This window comes from Stutzerimonas sp. Brlt_14, from assembly GCF_051948915.1.
Taxonomy (GTDB): Bacteria; Pseudomonadota; Gammaproteobacteria; order Pseudomonadales; family Pseudomonadaceae; genus Stutzerimonas; species Stutzerimonas stutzeri.
Genome location: NZ_JAYJLM010000001.1, coordinates 189,339 through 210,996, shown reverse-complemented (window position 1 = coordinate 210,996; position 21,658 = coordinate 189,339). Strand labels below are relative to the sequence as shown.

Genomic DNA, 21,658 nt, shown 5'->3' with positions numbered 1-21,658 from the left:
CTCGGCCTGCGGTGGACAGAAAAAAGCCCAGCTCGATGCTGGGCTTTTTCGTTTCTGTGCGCGTGTCAGCTCGCCCATATCCAGCCGACCAGGCCGTAGCAGAGCAGGGAAACCAGCAGCACACCGAACAGGTTGAGCACGAAGCCGGCCTTGATCATCGCCTGGATCGGCAACTGTCCCGTGCCGAATACGATGGCGTTGGGTGGTGTCGCGACCGGCATCATGAAGGCGCAGCTGGCAGCGACCGCGGCCGGAATCGCCAGCATTTCCGGGGAGAGCCCCTGGGCCACAGCGAGCGCACCGAGCAATGGCAGGAAGGCCGCTGCAGTCGCGGTATTGGAGGTGATTTCGGTGAGGAAGATGATCACCGTCACCACCAGCGCGATCATCGCCAGCAGGGGCAGGGCATCGAAGGCGCCGAGGCTGCTGGCGATCCATTCGGCCAGCCCGGACGCACCGATGACGCCGGCCAGCGAGAGGCCGCCGCCGAACAGCAGCAGCACGCCCCATGGCGCCTTGTTGGCCTGTTCCCAATCCATCAGAAACACCCGTTTGTGCAGGTCCACTGGAATCAGGAACAGTGCGATCGCTGCGGCCATGGCAATGCTGGTGTCGTTCACGCCGTCGACATAGTCGGCCAGCAGTGGCTGGAAGATCCAGGCCGCCGCTGCCAGCACGAACACCACGGCGACCATTTTTTCGGCACGCGACATCGGCCCGAGGGCGGCCATTTCCTTTTCGAGCAGACCACGGCTGTCGCCCCCCGCCAGGCGAAAACCGCCGCGGGTGAGCGACCACCAGATGAAGACCAGCATGCCGATGCTCAGCGGCAGGCCCAGCAGCATCCACTGGCCGAAGCCGATCTGGACGTCGTAGTTCTCCCGCATGAACGCCGCCAGCAGGGCATTGGGCGGGGTGCCGATGAGCGTGGCGATGCCGCCGACACTGGCCGAATAGGCGATGCCCAGTAGCAGCGCCACGGCGAACCGCGCGCCTTCCTTTTCCTCGCTGCCGGCGATCAGCAGGCCGATGACCGACAGGCCGATGGGCAGCATCATGATGCTGGTCGCCGTATTGCTCACCCACATGCTGATGAACGCCGTGGCGATCATGAAGCCGGCGATCTGCCGGCTCGGCTGGTTACCCACCGCCAGCAGCGTCGCCAGGGCGATGCGTTTGTGCAGGTTCCAGCGCTGCATCGCCAGGCCGAGCAGAAAACCGCCGAGGAAGAGAAAGATGGTCGGGTTGGCGTAGGGCGCGGTGGCCTTGGCCAGGGTATCGATGTCGAGCAGGGGTATCAGCAGAATCGGCAACAGCGAGGTCGCCGGGATCGGTATCGCCTCGGTCGACCACCAGACCGCCATCAGCGCGGCCAGGCCCACGGTCAGCCACGCCTTTTCCGAAAGGCCGCCGGGTGGGTCGGTCAGGATGCAGGCCAGCAACAGCAGTGGGCCCAGGATCAGGCCGATCCACGCGGCCAGTATGGCGCCCCGGCTTTGAGATGATTCCGCCATTTTCGTCCTCTTCGAAACTGCGCTATCGAAAGCGGGGCCGTGTGGACTGAACCCGCGCGGCCCCTACTTAGGCGGACAGGGCCGGCGGGGTTTCGTTTCGTGCGCGCGGGCGGTGCTGCCCGCGCAGAGGGGCCGAGAGGATCAGTCCGGCCGGACCTGCTTCAGGGTTTCGGCGATCATGAAGGCCATTTCCAGCGACTGGTCGGCGTTCAGGCGCGGGTCGCAATGGGTGTGGTAGCGATCGCAGAGGCCGGCCTCGGTGATGGGGCGCGAGCCACCGATGCACTCGGTGACGTTCTGCCCGGTCATCTCGATATGGATGCCCCCCGGATAACTGCCTTCGGCGCGGTGCACGTCGAAGAACTGGCGGACTTCGGCGAGTACGCGCTCGAAGTCGCGTGTCTTGTAGCCGCTGGATGCCTTCATGGTGTTGCCATGCATCGGGTCGGAGCTCCACAACACCTGGCGTCCCTCGTTCTGCACCGCGCGCACCAGGCGTGGCAGGCCAGCTTCCACCTTGTCGGCACCCATGCGCACGATGAGGTTCAGGCGGCCGGGGTCGTTCTGCGGATTGAGGATGTCGATCAGGCGAATCAGCTCATCCGTAGCCATGCTGGGGCCGACCTTCACCCCGATGGGGTTGCCGACGCCGCGCAGGAACTCGACGTGAGCGCCGTCCAGCTGACGGGTGCGATCACCGATCCACAGCATGTGCGCGGAACAGTCGTACCAGCCGCCGCTGAGGCTGTCCTGGCGCACGAAGGCCTGCTCGTAATTGAGCAGCAGCGCTTCATGGGCGGTGAAGAAGCTGGTTTCGCGCAGCTGCGGCGCGCCGTCCAGGCCGCAGGCACGCATGAACTTCAGTGTTTCGTCGATGCGCGCGCCGAGCTGGTGATACTTCTCGGCCAGCAGCGAGTTGGCGATGAAATCGAGGTTCCACTGGTGCACCTGATGCAAGTCGGCGAAACCGCCCTGGGCGAAGGCACGCAGCAGGTTCAGGCTGGCAGTGGACTGGTGGTAGGCCTGCAGCAGGCGCTCCGGATCGGGTACACGGCTCTTGGCGTTGAAGTCGATGCCGTTGACGATGTCGCCGCGGTACGCCGGCAGCGTAACGCCGTCGATGGTTTCATCACCCGCCGAGCGTGGCTTGGCGAATTGACCGGCCATGCGTCCGACCTTCACCACCGGGCAGCCGGCAGCGAAGGTCATGACGATTGCCATCTGCAGCAGCACTTTGAAGGTGTCGCGAATCTTGGTCGCCGAGAATTCGGCGAAGCTCTCGGCGCAGTCGCCGCCCTGCAGCAGGAACGCGCGCCCGCGCGTGACCTCGGCGAACTGCCGCCTGAGCTCCCGCGCCTCGCCGGCGAAGACCAACGGCGGCAACCCGGCGAGCGTGCGCTCGACGCGCTTGAGGTGCTCGGCATCCGGATATTCGGGTTGCTGCTGAATCGGCTTGTTTCTCCAGCTGTCGGGGCTCCAGGCGTGGCTCATGGTCATTCCAGATCGAAAGATGAATGGCGCGAGTTTACCTGATGCATCCGGCGCCCGGAGATAGCGATGGCCTATGGGCCTGCGTAAGATGCGCCTTCGCTGGCACATAGCGGCCATAGACTTTGCGGGAGCTAGCAGATGGAAAAAGAGGAACGGTTGCTCGCTGAAGTGCGCGATGCGTTCGGGCTCATCCGTGTGCTCGAGGTCGGTGACTACCGCTTTCTCGAATTCGGCGCGGCAGTCGAGCAGAGCTGCGTGTTCATCGCCGATCCCGCCTGGCTCGAATATGACTACACCCGTGCCATGCTGCTCGGCGGGCTCTGCCATCCACAGCCGGAAACCGCGCTGTTTCTCGGTCTGGGAGCGGGTAATCTGACCCAGGCCTGCCTCAAGTTCCTGCCGCTGGAGGACGTCGAGGTCATCGAGCTGCGCCCGGCGGTGCCGGAGCTGGCCATGCAATACCTGGGGTTGCAGAACGATCCGCGACTGTACATCCGCATCGGAGATGCGACCGAGCTGCTGGAAACCGCCGAAACGGCTGATTTGATATTCGTCGACCTCTACAACGACTCGGGGCCGGACGCGGCGCATCTGGCCTGGTCATTTCTCAAACGCTGCCAGGAAAAGCTCAACCCGGGCGGGTGGCTCGTCATCAACCAATGGGGCACCGACGACGACCGGCCGCTGGGAGCTGCCCTTTTGCGTGGCCTGTATCACCGGCACTACTGGGAATGCCCGGTGAAGGAGGGCAACGTGGTGGTGCTGGTGCCGGCCGATCTGGAACAGCAGCTGGATTTGGCGGGCCTGCGATCGCGTGCCGAAACGTTGGCACCTCGTCTGGGCTATTCGCTGGATTCGCTGATCGGCGTGCTGCGCCCAGCCAGTTGAGGGTAAGTGTGCGCCATGCTGGTGCACAGCGATGCACCGGCCAATTCACCAGGTCTCTAATTTGGTGCGCTTATGTCGGCATACTGCCGAGGACCTGCCCGCGGCGTTTCGACGCACCCGCTACGCAGAGCGCTTTCCGATGCGGGGCGCCATTCACCGGTCTAGCAGCTTATGAGGCGAACATGAGCGGTCCTGGTGCGCAGGGGAGCCTGTGCTCGCAGCCGTGGCCTGATCGCTTGCTGGTCTGCTAATTGCAATTGGCCAGTATGTCTTTCCGATCATCAAGGACTGCCCGGTGACCCAGCTTCAAAGCCTCCAAATGCAACTTTCCCCTAGTGAACGTCACTGGCTGCCCTGGCTGGGACGCACCGGCAAGCTGTCGATGGGCTGGTCCTGCTGGTTGAACCGTGGTGTGTATCCCGCCATCGAGCAGGTGTTCGAAGGCGTTGCGCAGTCCCGCGTGCGCATCCTGCAGAACTGGGTGAGTGCTCACTGGGACCATCTGGCGGACCTGGCCGCGAGCCTGGGCGAAGGGCTGGCTCATGTGGATGTCGACCTGCTGGAAAAGAAGCGTGCTCAGCTCCCCGACCTGTCCGAACTGTTCGTCATCGACCCGCAGGGGCGGGTACTGGCGTCCACGTGCGCCGCGCATGTCGGTCAGCAGGATCTGGATGCGCAGGCCGTTGCGCGGGGGCTGCGCGAGCCGTTCTTGCATGGCCCTTATCGCGATCCGCTGACCGAGCGCCTGGGGGCGAGCACGTCACGCTTCCACGACGCGGTGACGCTGATGTTCTATCAGCCCGTGCACGCCGCAGGTAAACGCCTCGGCTGTCTCTGCGCGCGAGTGCCGAACGATGTGCTGGGGGATCTGATCCAGCGCGAAGCCGGGCATGTCTATCCCGAGTCCGGCGACAACTATCTGTTCATGGTCGACTCGCGCTTCGACAGCCGCATCCGACCTGGTACGGCCCTGTCGCGCTCGCGCTTCGAGGACGCCACCTTCAGCCACGGTGAGAACCTGAAAAGCGGCGTGCACACTCGCTGGGGCACGGTCCGTGTACAGCAGCACACCGAGCTGGAACTGCGCTTCACCGATCCGGCCACCGGCCAGCTGCACCCCGGTGTGCGGGAAACCATCGCCAGGGGTTCGAACCTGTTCGTCACCTATCCCGGCTATTCCGATTACCGCCACATTCCGGTGATCGGCAAGGGCGTCACCTTCCAGCTGCCGGGCTCCCCGGATCGCTGGGGCATGATGTGCGAGGCCGATCTGGAAGAGGTCTATCGCCGGCGTTCGCTGAGCGTTGGCCTTATGAAGACGTACCTGCTCACCGTAATCACGTTGTTCGTCACGGGCAGCCTGCTGCAGGCCTTCAGCGGGCTGTCCGAGACGGCGCTCTACCTGCTCAACGGCGTGCTGCTCGTGCTCGGCGCCTGGGCGTTCGCCTCATTCGGGCCGCGCCGGCTGGCGGCGCGCATGCAGGCGATGACCGAGGTGATCCGCACCCTGGCCGAGGGCGAGGGCAATCTGCGTCAGCGCGTCGACAGCAGCGCCATGCCGCGCGACGAGAGCGGCGACATGGCGCGCTGGATCAACAGCTTCATCGACAGCCTGGATGGCGTGGTCGGTCAGGTGATCCAGGTGTCGAAACACGTGCGCCAGGACAACGAGCTGATGCTGGTGCGCAGCAGCGAAGCCGGGCAGACCACCAGTGACGTCGCCGAGTCGATCCACCAGCTGTTGTTGCTGGTGGAGGAACAGTTGGGCGAAATTCAACAGGCTTCGATGACCGCCGAAGAAATGAAAGCCGCCATGGACGAAGTGATGTGCCGCGCGCGGGAGCGCTTCGATACGGTGCGCCAGGGCACCGAATCCATCCGTGATGTGGTGCAGCGCTCGGCGCAGAGCGTGCAGCTGCTCGACAGCCGCATGGGCGAGATCGACGAGATCGTCCGCCTGATCAGCGATATCACCAACCAGACCAACCTGCTCGCGCTTAATGCCGCGATCGAAGCCGCTCGCGCCGGTGATCACGGGCGCGGCTTTGCCGTGGTGGCGGGGGAGGTGCGTTCGCTCGCGCTGCGTACGGCGAAGGCAGCGGAGGACATCCGCGAGAAAGTCGAGAGCCTGCAGTCCGAGACGCGCCAGGCGGTGTCGTTCATGCAGGGCGGCGTGCAGGATGTCGACAGCAGCCTGCGACTGACCGAGGAGGCGACATCGGAAAACGTCCATCTGCACGAAACCGTGGAGCGCATGTTCGAGATCATCAAGGGGTTGAATGAGCGCAGCCTGCACTACGGGCAAACCATCCGCGGCGTCGATCAGGCCTCCAACGAGATGGGGCAGACCCTCGGCGTGCTGCAGGACAGCGCCGAGCGCGTCCGCCATACCGCGGGCAAGCTGCACCAGCTGGTTGGCCGCTTCCGTGTCAGTGCCGCCAACAGCGAAGCGGCCTGATCTCCGGTCGCACCTCCTGGCGGTTTCGCTGGGAGGCGCCTGTGCGGGGAGTCCCGGGGCATGGCGTCATCCGCTGCGGCTTAAAATATCCGCACAGCGTCACGTTAATCCGGTATAGTACGCGCCGGCTGAAACCCAGCCTGCGTTCAGGTACTGCAACACACGAAGCGCCGCTTCGGCTGCTGTCCGCTTCGAGCGGACTATCTTGACGATTCATCATCCATACGTTTTCGCAACCCCGCCGACCAGGCTGCCAGGGTGACCTTCGGGTTTTGCACGGCATGCGCAGCTTCGGAACAATGGGTCTTGCGGAGCATCAGAGACAAGACCCATGACCCAGGAAATCGGCGGCTTTGCCGCACTCGGTATTCACTCCGCTGTTCTGGCTGCCATCAGCGCAGTCGGCTACGAAGAACCGTCCCCCATCCAGGCCCAGGCGATCCCGGTGATCCTTGGTGGCCACGACATGATCGGCCAGGCCCAGACCGGTACCGGCAAGACCGCCGCCTTTGCGCTGCCGATCCTGTCCAAGATCGATCCAGCCAAGCGCGAGCCGCAGGCGCTGATCCTCGCGCCGACCCGCGAACTGGCACTGCAGGTCGCCACCGCGTTCGAAACCTATTCCAAGCAGATGCCGGGCGTCAGCGTCGTCGCCATCTACGGTGGTGCCCCGATGGGCCCGCAGCTCAAGGCCATCCGCCAGGGCGCGCAGGTCATCGTCGCCACTCCGGGCCGTCTGGTCGACCACCTGAGCCGTAACAGCGAGCTGCTGTCGACCATCCGCTTCCTGGTCCTCGACGAAGCCGACGAGATGCTCAAGCTCGGCTTCATGGACGATCTGGAAGTGATCTTCGAAGCCATGCCGGAAAGCCGCCAGAGCGTGCTGTTCTCCGCCACGCTGCCGCACTCCATTCGTGCCATCGCCGAGAAGCACCTGCGCGAGCCGCAGCACATCAAGATCGCTGCCAAGACCCAGACCGTCGCGCGCATCGAACAGGCGCACCTGATGGTCCACGCCGACCAGAAGATCCAGGCCGTGCTGCGCCTGCTGGAAGTCGAGGATTTCGACGCGCTGATCGCCTTCGTGCGCACCAAGCAGGCCACCCTTGACCTGGCCGCCGCGCTGGAAGCCAAGGGCTACAAGGCCGCTGCGCTGAACGGCGACATCGCGCAGAACCAGCGTGAACGCGTCATCGAATCGCTCAAGGATGGCCGTCTGGACATCGTCGTCGCCACCGACGTCGCCGCCCGCGGTATCGACGTACCGCGCATCACCCACGTATTCAACGTGGACATGCCGTACGATCCGGAATCCTATGTGCACCGCATCGGCCGTACCGGCCGTGCCGGTCGCGAAGGTCGCGCGCTGCTGCTGGTCACTCCGCGTGAGCGTCGCATGCTGCAGGTCATCGAGCGGGTAACCAACCAGAAGGTCGCCGAAGCCCGTCTGCCCAATGCCCAGCAAGTGCTGGATGCCCGTATCAAGAAGCTGACCAGCAGCCTCGCGCCGCTGGTCGCCGATGCAGAAGCCACTCATGGCGAGTTGCTCGACAAGCTGGTTGCCGACATCGGCTGCAGCCCGCGTGCCCTGGCTGCTGCGTTGCTGCGCAAAGCCACCAATGGTCAGGCGCTGACTCTTGCGGAAGTCGAGAAAGAGCAGCCGCTGGTTCCGACCAGCAGCCCGCGTGAGCGTAGCGAACGTTCGGATCGTCCGGAGCGTAGCGGTGATCGCGAGCGCCGCGCTCCGATCCCGCTGGCCGAGGGCCGCGCCCGCTGCCGTACCCCGCTGGGCGCGCGTGACGGCATCGCCGCCCGTAACCTGCTCGGCGCTATCCTCAACGAGGGCGGCCTGGCCCGTGAAGCCATCGGCCGTATCCAGGTGCGCGACAGCTTCAGCCTGGTCGAGCTGCCGGAAGATGGCCTCGATCGCCTGCTCGGTAAACTCAAGGACACCCGCGTGGGCGGCAAGCAGCTCAAGCTGCGCCGTTATCGCGAAGACTGATTTGCAGTAAGCAAAACGAAAGGCGGGCTCTAGAGCCCGCCTTTTTTATTCCCTTAAAGAAGATCTGGCAGCAATCCTGCCTTCGACCGGCGCTGTCGATGAGCGGGCGGGCGAGCCAGATTTCCGATCTGTGTCACAGTCTCCTAAACCAAGCACTCATTCGTCGTCAATCCCGTTCGGGCTGTTCAAACTCTGAACAACATGCTACAAACGAACGCAACCCGAATGATCTAGCCGCTTGAAAACGAAGGGAAAACCATGACCAAGTCGGAGTTGATCGAGCGAATCGTCACCCAGCAGGGGCTGCTTTCATCCAAGGATGTCGAGCTGGCCATCAAGACCATGCTCGAGCAGATGGCTCAGGCCCTGGCCACCGGCGAGAGGATCGAGATCCGCGGCTTTGGTAGCTTTTCCCTGCACTACCGCGCCCCCCGCGTAGGCCGCAATCCCAAGACCGGCCAATCCGTCAGCCTTGACGGAAAATTTGTCCCGCATTTCAAGCCAGGGAAGGAGCTGCGGGATCGGGTTAACGAAGACGAGTAAATGCGTCGCTGGAAGTCTTCCGGAGTATTGCTCGCGCGGCCGTAACAACGCTTCATCGAAAAGTTCCCCTGCTGCAAGACTTTTTTGCTTGCACGAACTTGGTGTGCGGATAAGCGCATGGCAGAATGCCGCGCTTTTGCGATGGCCTTCACATCGCTTGGTTAAAGGAACTGACCTAATGCCGTACCCGCAAATCACTCACCACGGAGCCGTCAACGGCGTGACCGGCTCGTGCCATGAACTACATGCCGATGCGGCCAACAGCTACCTGATCGATTGTGGCCTGTTCCAGGGTGCCGATGTTTCCAGTGACGGAAGAGCAGGGCAGGGTAGCCTGGAAATTGATTTCCCGCTGGGTACCGTGCGGGCACTGATCGCAACGCATGTTCACATCGATCACGTTGGCCGAATCCCATATCTGCTCGCCGCTGGATTCGAAGGTCCGATTCTCTGCAGCGAACCCTCCGCCAAGTTGTTGCCTATCGTGCTGGAGGATGCGTTCAAGCTCGGCGTCAGCCGCGACCAGAAGCAGGTTGAGCGCTATATAAAGCTGATCGAGCAACGCATCATCGCCTTGCCCTACAACACGTGGTTCAACTTGCGCGACGCAGACGATCTTGTTTGCCGTATCCGCTTGCAGCGAGCTGGGCATATCCTCGGTTCGGCGTATGTCGAGTTTGATCTGACTTATCCGAAAACTGGCGAAAAGAAGCGGGTTGTATTTTCCGGTGACCTTGGTGCGCCACATGCACCGTTATTGCCGGCGCCCAAGCCACCTCACTGCGCAGACATCCTCGTTATCGAAAGTACCTACGGCAATCGCCAACACGAGAACCGCCGCACCCGGCGGCAGCGCCTGGAGCGTGTTATCGAGCAAGCGCTCGAAGACAACGGCACAGTGCTCATCCCGGCTTTCAGCATCGGCCGCACTCAGGAACTGCTCTATGAACTCGAAGAGATCATCCATGGCGCACAATCCAAGCTCCCTCTTTCTTCTAGGGAGAGGGGCCCTGATGGAAGCGCCGGACAGCCCGGGATAGAAACCAACTGGCCCGAACTCCCCATTATTCTCGACTCGCCCCTGGCCAGTCGCTTCACTGCAGCCTATCGAGAACTCCAGCCCTTCTGGAATCGGGAGGCCCTCAAGCGTGTACAATCCGGCCGCCGTCCACTGGGCTTCGAACAGCTGATCACGGTCGATAGCCACGGCGATCACTGGAGTATGGTCCAGCACCTCGCGCGTACCGCTCGTCCGGCCATCGTGATCGCCGGCAATGGCATGTGCTCAAGTGGACGGATCGTTAACTATCTGAAGGCTATGCTGGGCGACTCAAGGCACAACGTGTTGTTCGTGGGCCATCAGGCGGCGGGAACGCCTGGTCGGGCCATTCAGATCTTTGGCCCGCAGGGCGGTTACGTCGACCTCGAAGGCGAGCGACTGAACATCAGGGCTGGCGTTTCCAGTATTGGTGGCTATTCGGCACATGCCGATCAGGATGGCTTAGTCAGGTTTGTAACCGGGATGCGGAGAAAGCCATCCCATATTCGCATCGTTCACGGTGAACAAAAGGCGAAACACGCATTAGCCGAAAGGCTTGATGCTTTCTATCAAGGCAAGCAACAAGCATTGCAGCTCACAATCCCGCAGTAAGGCGTTGCGCCGACTCAAACTATGGATACGGTATGACAGTCAAAACCCTCTGTGTGTTCGGCACACGTCCCGAAGCAATCAAAATGGCGCCCTTGGCTCTTTCATTGAGCGCAGACGCGCGTTTCGATGCCAAGGTTTGCGTAACTGGCCAACATCGCCAGATGCTCGACCAGGTGCTTGAATTATTCGAGCTCGAACCTGACTTCGACCTGAATATCATGAAGCCCGGCCAAGACCTTACCGACGTCACTAGCGCCATCCTGCAAGGTATGAAGCGAATCTTCGCAGAATTCAAACCCGACGTTGTGCTGGTTCATGGCGATACCGCCACTACTTTCGCTACCACGGTAGCGGCTTATTACCATCAAATACCTGTTGCCCACGTCGAGGCAGGGTTGCGCACCGGCAATATTTATTCGCCATGGCCGGAAGAGGGGAATCGCAAGTTGACGGGAGCATTGGCTGCCATCCACTTCGCCCCAACCGAAACCTCTCGTCAGAATCTGCTGCGTGAAGGCATCACAAGCGGCATCGAAGTTACCGGCAATACGGTCATCGATGCGCTCCTGCAGGTCGTTGCAAAACTCGACAAAGACACCGAGTTGCAGCAGCGTTTTCAGGAGCAGTTCGCCTTCTTGCGTGCAGATAGCCGCCTAGTGCTAGTCACCGGACACCGCCGTGAGAGCTTTGGTGGCGGCTTCGAGCGTATCTGCCAAGCATTGGCAGATACGGCAAAGGCCTTTCCTGATGTTGAGATCGTCTATCCCGTTCACCTGAATCCGAATGTAAGAGAGCCTGTAAACCGCCTTCTTGCCGGCATCGGCAACGTTCATCTGATCGAGCCGCTGGATTACTTGCCCTTCGTTTATCTAATGAACCGCTCCTACCTGATCCTCACTGACTCAGGTGGCATACAAGAAGAAGCCCCCTCGCTGGGCAAGCCTATCCTCGTGATGCGTGACACTACCGAGCGCCCAGAAGCAGTAGAGGCCGGCACCGTGAAACTGGTCGGCACTCAGGTAGAAGCGCTGACGAGCAATCTCAGAAAGCTTCTGACTGACGACGAGGCTTACCGTGAAATGAGCTTCGCCCACAACCCCTACGGCGATGGTCTTGCGTGTGCCCGCATTCTCAATACACTTTCGCAACTCAAGAAGAATTGAAATGAACTTTGAAACCATTTCCGTGGTTGGCCTTGGCTACATTGGTCTTCCCACCGCAGCGGTTTTCGCTGCCCGCAAGAAAAAAGTCATCGGTGTCGATGTAAACGAACACGCAGTTACGACCATCAACCGCGGCGAGATTCACATCGTCGAGCCTGATCTGGATATGGTCGTGCACGCCGCCGTCACTGAGGGCTATCTTCGCGCTACTACCAAGCCGGAGCCTGCCGATGCCTTTCTGATCGCCGTGCCTACGCCATTCAAAGACGATCATGAGCCGGACCTTTCTTACATCGAATCTGCCAGCAAGGCCATTGCGCCAGTGCTGAAGAAAGGGGATCTGGTCATTCTGGAATCCACTTCACCCGTAGGTGCGACCGAGCAGATGGCTGCTTGGTTGGCTGAGGCTCGGCCGGATCTGAGTTTTCCGCAGACGCAAGGCGAAAACTCAGATGTGCGCATCGCTCACTGTCCCGAGCGTGTCTTGCCTGGCCATGTACTGCGTGAGCTAGTGGAAAACGACCGCATCATTGGCGGTATGACAGCTAAATGCTCTGCCGCTGCCGTCGCGCTTTATAAAACCTTCGTGGAAGGTGAGTGCATCATCACGAACGCACGCACAGCCGAGATGTGCAAACTCACTGAAAACAGCTTCCGCGATGTGAATATCGCCTTTGCCAATGAACTGTCCATTATCTGCCAAAAGCTTGAAATCAACGTCTGGGAGCTGATCCGCCTGGCGAATCGTCACCCTCGGGTGAATATTCTCCAGCCCGGCCCCGGCGTAGGCGGCCATTGTATTGCGGTTGACCCTTGGTTCATCGTTGCGCAATCGCCGAAAGAAGCCCGCCTCATTCGCACTGCCCGTGTCGTTAACGACAGCAAGCCGGACCTGGTAGTCGAACAGATATCTGTGCATGCCAAAGCGCGTGGCAGTAATACCGTTTATTGCCTGGGGGCTGCATTCAAACCGGATATTGACGATCTTCGTGAAAGCCCATCCATGGGCATCATTCGTCGTCTGCTCGATGCTGGTTTCACCGTCAAGCTCGTTGAACCAAACATTGAAGACCTTCCTTCCGGCCTCGATGGTGGGCGCTGCAGCCTTGTCGGTTTCGACGAGTGCCTTGGCGATGAGAGTAATCCATTGGTTGCGATCCTCGTTGCACATAAACAATTCAAAGAGTCCGAGCAACTCAAGAGCAAGGCTTGCCTGGACTTCTGCGGCGTGTTGAATCAAGGGTTCTGATGATGACAACCACTTTGCATGAACAACCGTTCGAAGACGAACAGCAACAGGGCAAAGTGGTTGCTTTGTCTATCGGAAAGAAGCACTACAGCATTTACTTGCCTAACGCCGATACTGACTACATACAAAAAAAGATCAGCAACGATAACCAACCGTACGAGCTTGAGATGCTCGAAGATATTCAGGCGCATGTTTCCGCCGGAGACCTTGTGCTTGATATCGGCGCCAACATCGGTAACCACACGCTCTATCTGGCTGCAATAGCAGGTTGCAAGGTGACCAGCTTCGAACCCAGCGCCGCACTGATCGAAGCGCTAAGCCGCAGTCTTGAAATCAACCAGCTAAGCGAGCTTGTGACGCTGATGCCATATGGGGTAGGGCATACAGCGGGTAAAGGACATTTTTCCAAACTTATGGAAGAGAACCTGGGTGGGCAGAGCATCGAAGTCGGCGATGGTGAGATACGCATCGTGGCGCTCGATGAGCTTGAATTCGATGATCCCGTAAAGCTGATCAAGATCGATGTGGAAGGCATGGAGCTGCCAGTGCTGGAAGGCGCCGCACGACTAATCGCTAAGGATCGTCCGCTGATCTATGTCGAAAGCATTGATGCTGAGCATTACAAAACCATTTCCACCTGGATGGAAAGTCACGGTTACGTGTACTGGGATACGTTCAATGCCACTCCGACACATCTTTTCCGCCCAGCAGAGAGCGTTTCACTCGACATGCGCCTTGCGCGGCTTCAACACCATGAGGTCCTTTCGAACTACCAGAATGCACAGCTGCTGAAAACAACGCGTGACAACCTTGCCAACGCCAACCAGAAGTATCGTGAGGCGTGCCAGCGAATCGATGTATTGAAGGAGCAGCTTCAAAACAGTGACACGCGCCAACAAGAGCTGAAGGCGAAATTGAGCGAGCGCCAACAGGAGCTGGAAGCGGCCCGGCAGGAAGTCGAGCAGATGCGCCAGCGCTTGCACCAGGCAGAGCGGCAGTACGCCGCAAGGCTCGATGAACTGGCTTCAGCAATGGCAGCTATCGCTGCCGACAAGACTGAGGGACAAGCACGGGAACACGAGCTCACAGCACAACTGGACGAGGCCCGGCGGACCTTGGAGTCCGAGCGAGCTCGCAGCAGCCTATTGGAGAAAAACTTGGCTGAACGAGAGCAGTTGGCCGCGCAGCAGATAGCTGAGCTAGCGGTGCAGCGCGAGCGAAGCGCGGAGCTGCGCACCGCCTACGACGCGCTTAGCGAAGAGCTGGAACGCTATAAGTCGAGATACGAAGAAGAGGTGCGCAACGGGCAGTCCATTCGTGAACGTTTGGAGGCTACTCGTGAGCAGGGGCTGGAGAGCCGACGCCAACTTGAAAATGTGCAAGAGGCCTGGAGTAGCGAGCGCAAGGTTTTCATTGAGCAAGTAGCAATCCTCAATCAACGGTTGGATGCCAAGGCAGGTTTATTACAACAGCGCGAGCATGGCGTAGCGCTGCTAGAAGCTGAACTCGATCAGGAAAGAGAACAGCATGAGAAGCTGATCCAGGAGCATCGGAGCGTGACCGTCCATATCGAAACGCTTGAGCAGCAGCTAGCAAACGAACGCGGAGCCCAAAAGACGCTTGAAAGCGTCTTGGCTTCTACAGAAGCGCATGCGGCTCAACTACAGGCAAGGCTCGATGAGTTTCAAACGAACGACCGGCAGCATGAACTGATGGGGCGGGTTGCTCTGCTTGAAGCAGAGCTGGGAGCTGCACAGAAGATGGCAGACGCTTTAGCCGACGCTGAATCTCATGCAGCGCAGCTTCAACTCAAGCTTGATGAGCTTTTGACAAACGACAAACAAGAAGAACTGAGTACAAGGATTGCCTTGCTGGAAGCGGAGCTGGACCGCGTTGTCGGGGAGGGGAATAAATTGCGGGATGAATTGATGGCGGAACATAAGCAAGGCGACGAAAAACGGCGCAACGAACATGAGACGGAACTGGCGAACTTGCGTCGAGCACTCGAGCAACAGCAGGCGCAGATCAATACGCTAACGCAAGAGCTCGCAAAGGAGAGCGACAGGCGCCGAGTCGCTGAACAGAGATTGATCCAGGCTCGAGCCAGCATGACCTATCAGCTTGGCTACCAGATCAAGAACGCCAGATCGCTCGGTGGTTTGGTACGCCTACCTGTCTCGTTGGCTCGCTTGTATCGGCAGGCGAGCAAACAGCGCCAGGCTCGCAGTCATCAGCCGTCCGAGTTCGAAGCACCGAAGGTTTTCGAGCATGCGCCCGCCGACAGGCCGGCCGAGCCAGAAGTGCTCGCCGATGCCAGGCAGTCCGCCGCATTGCTGCCGCAGCGCATGGCGCAAGGACAGCTCAAGATTGCCTGCATCATGGATGATTTCACCTTCGGCTCCTATCAGCCCGAAGCGCAGCTACAACAGCTCACGCCGACAGCCTGGCAGGCAGAACTCGAAGATTTCCAGCCAGAGCTGCTGTTCATCGAGTCCGCCTGGCGCGGTAAGGACGAACTGTGGGGTAGCAAGGTAGGCCACAACGCCAGCGAATTGCAGCAGATTGTGCGCTGGTGCAAAACGCGCGGCACCCCCACGATGTTCTGGAACAAGGAAGACCCGGTTCATTTCGAAACCTTCCTGACGACGGCCAAGCAGTTCGACTTCGTGTTTACTACCGATATGGACTGCATCCATCGTTACAAGGCCGCATTGGGGCATGACCGCGTCTATTTCCTGCCGTTCGCCTGCCAGCCCAGCGTACACAACCCCATCGAACTCTACGAGCGCAAGGATGCCTTCTGCTTTGCCGGTGCTTACTATGCGCGTTATCCCGAGCGGACGCGGGATCTAGGCAACTTCGTCGCGAAGCTGCCCGAATTCCGCCCCGTGGAAATCTATGACCGCAACTACGGCAAGAACGACCCCAACTACCAATTCCCGGCTGAATATCAGCCATTCATTGTCGGCACGCTGCCCTTCTCGGAAATCGATCGGGCCTACAAGGGCTATCGCTACGCGATCAACCTGAACTCCATCAAGCAATCGCAGACCATGTTCGCCCGCCGCGTGTATGAGCTGCTGGGCTGCAATACCGTCACCGTCAGCAACTACTCACGTGGCGTACGCCTGATGTTTGGTGACCTGGTCATCACCACCGACAGCGGCGAAGAGATGGTGCGCCGTCTGCAAGCATTGGCGGGCGACGAAGAAAGCAGCGGCAAGCTGCGTCTGGCCGCCCTGCGCAAGGTCATGCTGGAGCACACCTACGAGCAGCGCCTGAACTACATTGTCGCCAAGGTGAGCGGTACACCAGTAGCCAATCCGCTACCTGATGTAGCCGTCCTCAGCTATGCGCGTAGCGAGGAGGATCTGAAAGCCGTCCTTGCCAACTTCCAGCGGCAAACACACACGAGCAGCATTCTCTACCTGGTCCTGGGACGCAAGGTTCAGCAGCCCACCGGAAAAGACACGCGTGTTCACTTTCTTCGTCGCAAGGAGCTCGAAGGCAAGTGTATCGGCGACGTGATTGGTAATGCAGAGCTCCTGGCCGGCATGGTTGCCGAGGACTACTACGGCCCTAACTATCTGTTGGATATGGCCATTGCCACGCGCTATAGCAGCGCCAATGCCTTTGGCAAGGTAACCCGCTACAACTACGCAGAAACCGGTATCGAATTGCTGGAGCCAGGCCGCGCCTACCACAACGCTGGCTCACTGCAGTTGCGCAGTGCCGTGGTGCGTGCCCAGCTTTTCGCCGCGTTCGACTGCTTCGATTGGTGCCGAGCTTTGTCGAGTAGCCGCTATGGTGAAGGCTCGTTACTGGCGGTCGACCCTTTCAATTATTGCCAGGGTGGTGCTGCGGCGGAAATGGATGCAGTTCATCAGCGCGTCGACGACCTTTCGCTGGACACCGGCTTCACCATCGAAGAGCTGCAGGCACGCGCGGAACGCATCGCTCCAGCCGAACAAGGTGCGATTGATGTACCGGAAATACGCCTCCAGCAACTGCAGGAAACCTTCGGGCCTTGCAAAAGCAGCAACGTCTCCTTTCAGATGGAGGAGCACGGCTGGCTGGTAACTTCCACGCTGGAGGATGGCAAGCATGAGTATATCTACGCCGTACGGGACCTGACGCCTGAGGAGCTGGGTGGCAAGGAGCAGCTGAAGTTCTTCCTCGATGTAACGCCGGGATTGAACCTGCAATTAGTGATGCTCTTCCTCGATGCACAGAAGCAGCGTATTAGCCACGTAATCAAGCACGCCAATCGCAACAAGGTAGTCGATGTGCCACCTGAGACTGCATACATCCGTATGGGGTGGAGGGTTTATCAGGGTGGCTGTGCAGAAATTAAAGGTCTACTACTAGGCCACAAGGATCTCCAGCCCGCCGAAATGCTAGGCCGTGCAGAACACCTATTGGTCACTAACCATTATCCTAGTTACGAAGATCTTTACCGTAATGGATTCGTTCATAGCCGAGTTTCAGCGTACCGTGAGCGTGACGTACATGTCGATGTGTTCAGGTTGCGCAAAGATGATGCCGCGACCTATCACGAATTTGAAAATATTGACGTCATTACCGGTTCTCAAACGACCCTGAGAAAGCTGCTGGACACCGGCCGCTATCGTAAAGTACTTGTCCACTTCCTTGACTCGGCTATGTGGGAAGTCTTGAAGGAATACGTTCATAACATCGAGGTTGTCGTTTGGGTTCATGGTGCAGAAGTCCAGCCGTGGTGGAGACGGGAGTATAACTACGCATCGGAAGATCAACTTCAAGTTGCTAAGCTGGAAAGCGACAAGCGTATGTCATTCTGGCGCGCACTCCTTTCTCCGATGCCAGAAAATCTTAAGCTGGTTTTCGTGTCGCGTTATTTTGCGGATGAAGTGATGGAAGATGTCGGTGTGCAATTGTCGTCTAGTCAATATGAAATTATTCATAATCCAATAAACACTGACATTTTTTCTTATCAACAAAAGCCCGTCGAGCATCGAAAAAAAATTCTATCTATTCGACCTTATGCTTCGCCTAAGTATGCAAATGATCTTAGTGCGAAAGCAATTATATTGCTGGCTAAGGAGCCGTTTTTCGACCAGCTAGAATTTAGGATGATAGGCGACGGTCCTTTGTTCGATGAAATATTGGGTCCTTTGCGCGTCTATCCGAATGTGCATATAGAGCGGCGCTTCCTAAAGCAGCACGAGATAGCAGCGTTACATAAAGAGTACGGGGTTTTTCTTTGTCCAACTAGAATGGACGCGCAAGGCGTCTCGCGTGATGAGGCCATGGCATCGGGCTTGGTGCCAGTGACCAATGCCGTGGCGGCTATTCCGGAGTTCACTGATGAAGGTTGTGCCATCTTGGCGCCCGAAGAAAATTATGCCGCGATGGCGGAAGGTATTGCCCGGCTGGTGGAGGTCCCCCAGTTGTTCAGCACCATGTCAAAGGCCGCAGCCAAGCGGGTTAAGGAAAAAACGGCAGCGGATCTGATCGTGGAGCAGGAGATCAAAGTTTTTTGTAATTGAATTAGTTGCCAACGGACATCGGTAAGTCTCTCTGTTTCATGGGTGCGGCATGAGTTAATCTAGGGAGGAATGGTGTCGGCGTCTGTCTATTTGTTGCAAGGTAAGGGATACAACAGGATCAATTGCCAGTGCCAAGTTTCTCTGCGAGGGCTATAGTTCTTCCGCTATAGACCTGATTAAGTTGAGGAGTCTGTTTTGGAAAAGTTTAGATCGTTGGTTTCAAGTGGTGCGTTTGGGGAGCTAAGATCGTTGTTATGCCAGGGTGGTATATTAGACTCGGCTTCCTTGAAAGAGTTTTCAGTATTTTTGTTTGATAAGGCGAAAGAGTATGAGAGAGGCCGGGCTTGGGAGGCTGCGGCTGAAGCGTACGCCCTGTATGTTGATTTTTGCGCATCTCGTGATGATTTTTTGGTTTTTAATTCGCTTCTTCATTGCTTACGGCAAGCGTCAAAATTCGAGGATGCTAACGAATGGGAGATTCGACTCTATAACGATTTTTCATACTCCTTAGGTGGGCATTGGTTTGATAATGCTTTTGCAGAAAGCAGTTTGTCTGCTGTATGGCGATTTTTTGAAATGCTTCTTGTTGGGCGGAAGCACTCGGCTGCGGCAGAGCAGTGGCTGAGTCTTTTCTTAGCTGTTCGCCGTGCTATGTCAGGAGATGCTTTTCCACCGCTAACGCTTTCTTGGGAAGAGCGAGCGTGCAGTCCCCGCAAGGTTTTTGTTGCCGGCTTTGAACGATCTGGTACTGGAGCTATAAGGGCATACTTTAATGAGTATCCTGATGTTTATGAGGTTCCAGGGTCGGAAATACAGATCATTAGTGGAGCCAATGGTCTGGCAGGTTTTTTGGCGTGTGCTGATAAAGAATCAATTGTGAAGTTTTTTTTAAGATTTTTAAAGGTCCATGGATTTGGTCTTGGTGATGTAAGAGATTCTCTTTCTTGGACGGAGACTAGCAGGGCGCGCATTATAATTTCTGAGGTTGATTCGTTAAGGTATTGTAAGGCCTTTTCAAATCTTCTTGTTGGATTGTTGGCTGCGCAGGATGTTTCAGGAGTTATTGATGCGTGCGCGCGATTTATGGATGACTTTCTTTTGTCGTTTGGTAAGCCTAATGGTACTGTATTTTTCTTTAATAATATAGTTAACTGCCGAAGTGTTTATAAGATGCAGGTTGTTAGGAATTATGTTTATATTCCTGTTTTGCGGGACCCCAGGGATCAATATGCATCAACAGTGCAAACGCGAAGGCCTAATTTGACAGGCGAAGCATTTGTTCATGCATTCCAGAAAACGAGAAGAATGTATGAAGGGGGGCTTAAATCAATTTGCGAAGATAATGTCTTTGAAGTTCAATATGAGGACTTTATTCGTGATGGGGATGTTCGGGAGGGTTTGGCGAAAGTTGCTGGGCTTTCGGGTCGTCTTCATAATAAGTATGAGCTTTTTAAGCCGTGGGATTCTGAGAAGAATATAGGAATATATCGTTCTTGTGATGCTGCTCATGTTAAGTATGTTTATTCTAGGTTGAGAAGTTTTTGTGTTGATGTTTAGGGGGGTGTGTGAATATACTTGATTGCACTTTGCGCGATGGCGGTTATTATAATTCTTGGAGTTTTGAGTGCGCCATCGTCGAAGAATACCTGAACGCAATGTCCCAGCTTGGTGTGGGGGTGGTGGAGCTTGGTCTGCGCTCATTGAGTTCAAGTGGGTTTGCTGGGGCCAACGCCTACACCACGGATGACTATATTCGCAGCCTGAAGATCCCATCTGGTCTGACTATTGGTGTGATGATCAATGCGGCCGAACTGGTCAAGCCCGGCACCGATCTCGAGGCCATTCTTGAGCGGTTGTTCCCCGAGCCTGCAGGCACCTCTCCCGTACAACTGGTACGCATCGCCTCCCATGTGCATGAGTTCGAGGCCGCGTTACCCGCTTGTGCATGGCTCAAGTCGCGGGGGTTCCGAGTTGGGTTCAACCTGATGCAGGTCGCCGACCGCAGCCAGGCGGAGGTTGAAGCATTGGCATCCGAGGCGGCGAAGTGGCCATTGGATGTGCTGTATTTTGCAGACAGCATGGGCAGCATGGATCCCGAGCAGACCGCGCAAATCATCGGTTGGCTGCGCAAGTACTGGAGCGGACCGCTGGGCATCCATACCCACGACAACATGGGCTTGGCGCTGCAGAATACCCTGCGCGCCCTGGATGAAGGGGTCACCTGGCTCGATGCTACGGTCACCGGTATGGGCCGCGGCCCAGGCAATGCAAAGACCGAGCAATTGGCGCTTGAGATTGCTGAACGCAGGGGCGTTCACTGTAATATCGTTCCGCTGATGGGGATCATCCGTGACTATTTTCAGCCGCTGCAGCAGCGCTGTGGCTGGGGTACCAATCCCTACTATTACCTCGCAGGCAAATACGGCATCCACCCCACTTACATCCAGGAAATGATGGGTGACTTGCGCTACAGCGATGAAGATATCGTTGCGGTAATCGAACATTTGCGTGTTGAGGGCGGCAAGAAATTCAGTCTTAACATGCTCGATGCGGCACGTAATTTTTATCAGGGGGGACCTCGCGGTAGCTGGCGACCGGCATCCCTGATCGCAGGGCGAGATGTTCTTGTGCTTGGCGCTGGCCCTGGGGTTGCTGAGCACCGGGCTGCACTGGAGCGTTATATCCGCCGTGAGAAGCCATTTGTGATGGCATTAAATACCCAGGCCAAGCTAGCGCCAGAGCTGATTGATGTGCGAGTGGCTTGCCACCCGGTTCGTCTGTTGGCTGACTGCGAGGAGCACACCCGGCTACCCCAGCCGCTGGTCACGCCGGCCTCCATGCTGCCTGAGGATGTCAAGGAAGCGCTGGCCGATAAGGAGTTGCTGGACTTTGGTTTGGGTGTGCAGGCTGATCAGTTCGTTTTCGCTGATTCGCATTGTATTCTGCCCACGTCCCTAGTGTTCGCTTATGCCCTGGCAGTAGCAAGCAGCGGACAGGCACGCCGTATTTACCTGGCGGGCTTTGATGGCTATGGCGCGGACGACCCGCGCTCTGCCGAAGTTCAGCGGGTGCTGACTGCGTTTGAGGCCTGCAATAATCGCCCTGAACTATGCACCGTCACGCCTTCGCGGTACACGCTAAGCGCGACCTCAATTTACGCAATGTGAGCGT

Annotated in this window: 12 protein-coding genes; 10 read left to right on the top strand and 2 right to left on the bottom strand. The window is 58.0% G+C overall.

What is annotated here, in order from left to right; translation table 11 throughout:
* Positions 1–65 precede the first annotated feature (65 nt).
* Both VF716_RS00945 and VF716_RS00940 read right to left on the bottom strand, forming a co-directional pair.
* On the bottom strand, positions 66–1,514 hold the full coding sequence (locus VF716_RS00945) for an SLC13 family permease (RefSeq protein ID WP_068506648.1): 1,449 nt from the start codon (positions 1,512–1,514) through the stop codon (positions 66–68).
* A 141-nt stretch (positions 1,515–1,655) separates the two neighbouring features.
* Positions 1,656–3,005, bottom strand: coding sequence for a class II 3-deoxy-7-phosphoheptulonate synthase (locus tag VF716_RS00940; protein WP_014597024.1), 1,350 nt, complete (start codon positions 3,003–3,005; stop codon positions 1,656–1,658).
* A gap of 138 nt (positions 3,006–3,143) precedes the next feature.
* Between VF716_RS00940 and VF716_RS00935 the strand changes: the two genes are divergently transcribed.
* The 10 genes from VF716_RS00935 to VF716_RS00890 all read left to right on the top strand — a co-directional run bounded on the left by VF716_RS00935 (position 3,144) and on the right by VF716_RS00890 (position 21,654).
* On the top strand, positions 3,144–3,893 hold the full coding sequence (locus tag VF716_RS00935; RefSeq protein ID WP_437198137.1) for a spermidine synthase: 750 nt from the start codon (positions 3,144–3,146) through the stop codon (positions 3,891–3,893).
* Positions 3,894–4,188: 295 nt separating this feature from the next.
* Positions 4,189–6,351, top strand: a complete 2,163-nt coding sequence (locus VF716_RS00930) for a methyl-accepting chemotaxis protein (protein WP_440551347.1) — start codon at positions 4,189–4,191, stop codon at positions 6,349–6,351.
* 331 nt (positions 6,352–6,682) lie between these two features.
* On the top strand, positions 6,683–8,353 hold the full coding sequence (locus VF716_RS00925; RefSeq protein ID WP_440551344.1) for a DEAD/DEAH box helicase: 1,671 nt from the start codon (positions 6,683–6,685) through the stop codon (positions 8,351–8,353).
* Positions 8,354–8,611: 258 nt separating this feature from the next.
* Positions 8,612–8,896 carry an integration host factor subunit beta gene (gene ihfB, locus VF716_RS00920; RefSeq protein WP_049325785.1) on the top strand — a complete coding sequence of 95 codons (285 nt, stop codon included), beginning with the start codon at positions 8,612–8,614 and terminating at the stop codon, positions 8,894–8,896.
* 178 nt (positions 8,897–9,074) lie between these two features.
* Entirely contained in the window at positions 9,075–10,547 is a 1,473-nt protein-coding gene (locus tag VF716_RS00915) for an MBL fold metallo-hydrolase (RefSeq protein ID WP_125920807.1), read from the top strand.
* Positions 10,548–10,579: 32 nt separating this feature from the next.
* A complete protein-coding gene (wecB, locus tag VF716_RS00910; protein WP_125920808.1) occupies positions 10,580–11,710 on the top strand; it encodes a non-hydrolyzing UDP-N-acetylglucosamine 2-epimerase in 1,131 nt (376 codons plus the stop codon).
* A 1-nt stretch (position 11,711) separates the two neighbouring features.
* Positions 11,712–12,959 (top strand): UDP-N-acetyl-D-mannosamine dehydrogenase, encoded by a 1,248-nt coding sequence (gene wecC, locus VF716_RS00905; RefSeq protein ID WP_049325787.1) that lies wholly within the window; start codon positions 11,712–11,714, stop codon positions 12,957–12,959.
* Between the two features lie 2 nt (positions 12,960–12,961).
* Positions 12,962–18,487: an FkbM family methyltransferase gene (locus VF716_RS00900; protein ID WP_440551339.1), complete on the top strand. Its 5,526-nt coding sequence runs from the start codon at positions 12,962–12,964 to the stop codon at positions 18,485–18,487.
* A 195-nt stretch (positions 18,488–18,682) separates the two neighbouring features.
* Entirely contained in the window at positions 18,683–20,044 is a 1,362-nt protein-coding gene (locus VF716_RS00895; RefSeq protein ID WP_440551337.1) for a hypothetical protein, read from the top strand.
* An 8-nt stretch (positions 20,045–20,052) separates the two neighbouring features.
* Positions 20,053–21,654, top strand: a complete 1,602-nt coding sequence (locus tag VF716_RS00890) for an aldolase catalytic domain-containing protein (protein ID WP_440551334.1) — start codon at positions 20,053–20,055, stop codon at positions 21,652–21,654.
* Positions 21,655–21,658 lie beyond the last annotated feature (4 nt).

Coding starts and splice junctions, on each gene's coding strand:
- VF716_RS00945 (WP_068506648.1), bottom strand. CDS start 1,514: ATGGCGGAATCATCTCAAAGCCGGGGCGCCATACTGGCCGCGTGGATC.
- VF716_RS00940 (WP_014597024.1), bottom strand. CDS start 3,005: ATGAGCCACGCCTGGAGCCCCGACAGCTGGAGAAACAAGCCGATTCAG.
- VF716_RS00935 (WP_437198137.1), top strand. CDS start 3,144: ATGGAAAAAGAGGAACGGTTGCTCGCTGAAGTGCGCGATGCGTTCGGG.
- VF716_RS00925 (WP_440551344.1), top strand. CDS start 6,683: ATGACCCAGGAAATCGGCGGCTTTGCCGCACTCGGTATTCACTCCGCT.
- ihfB (WP_049325785.1), top strand. CDS start 8,612: ATGACCAAGTCGGAGTTGATCGAGCGAATCGTCACCCAGCAGGGGCTG.
- VF716_RS00915 (WP_125920807.1), top strand. CDS start 9,075: ATGCCGTACCCGCAAATCACTCACCACGGAGCCGTCAACGGCGTGACC.
- wecB (WP_125920808.1), top strand. CDS start 10,580: ATGACAGTCAAAACCCTCTGTGTGTTCGGCACACGTCCCGAAGCAATC.
- wecC (WP_049325787.1), top strand. CDS start 11,712: ATGAACTTTGAAACCATTTCCGTGGTTGGCCTTGGCTACATTGGTCTT.
- VF716_RS00900 (WP_440551339.1), top strand. CDS start 12,962: ATGACAACCACTTTGCATGAACAACCGTTCGAAGACGAACAGCAACAG.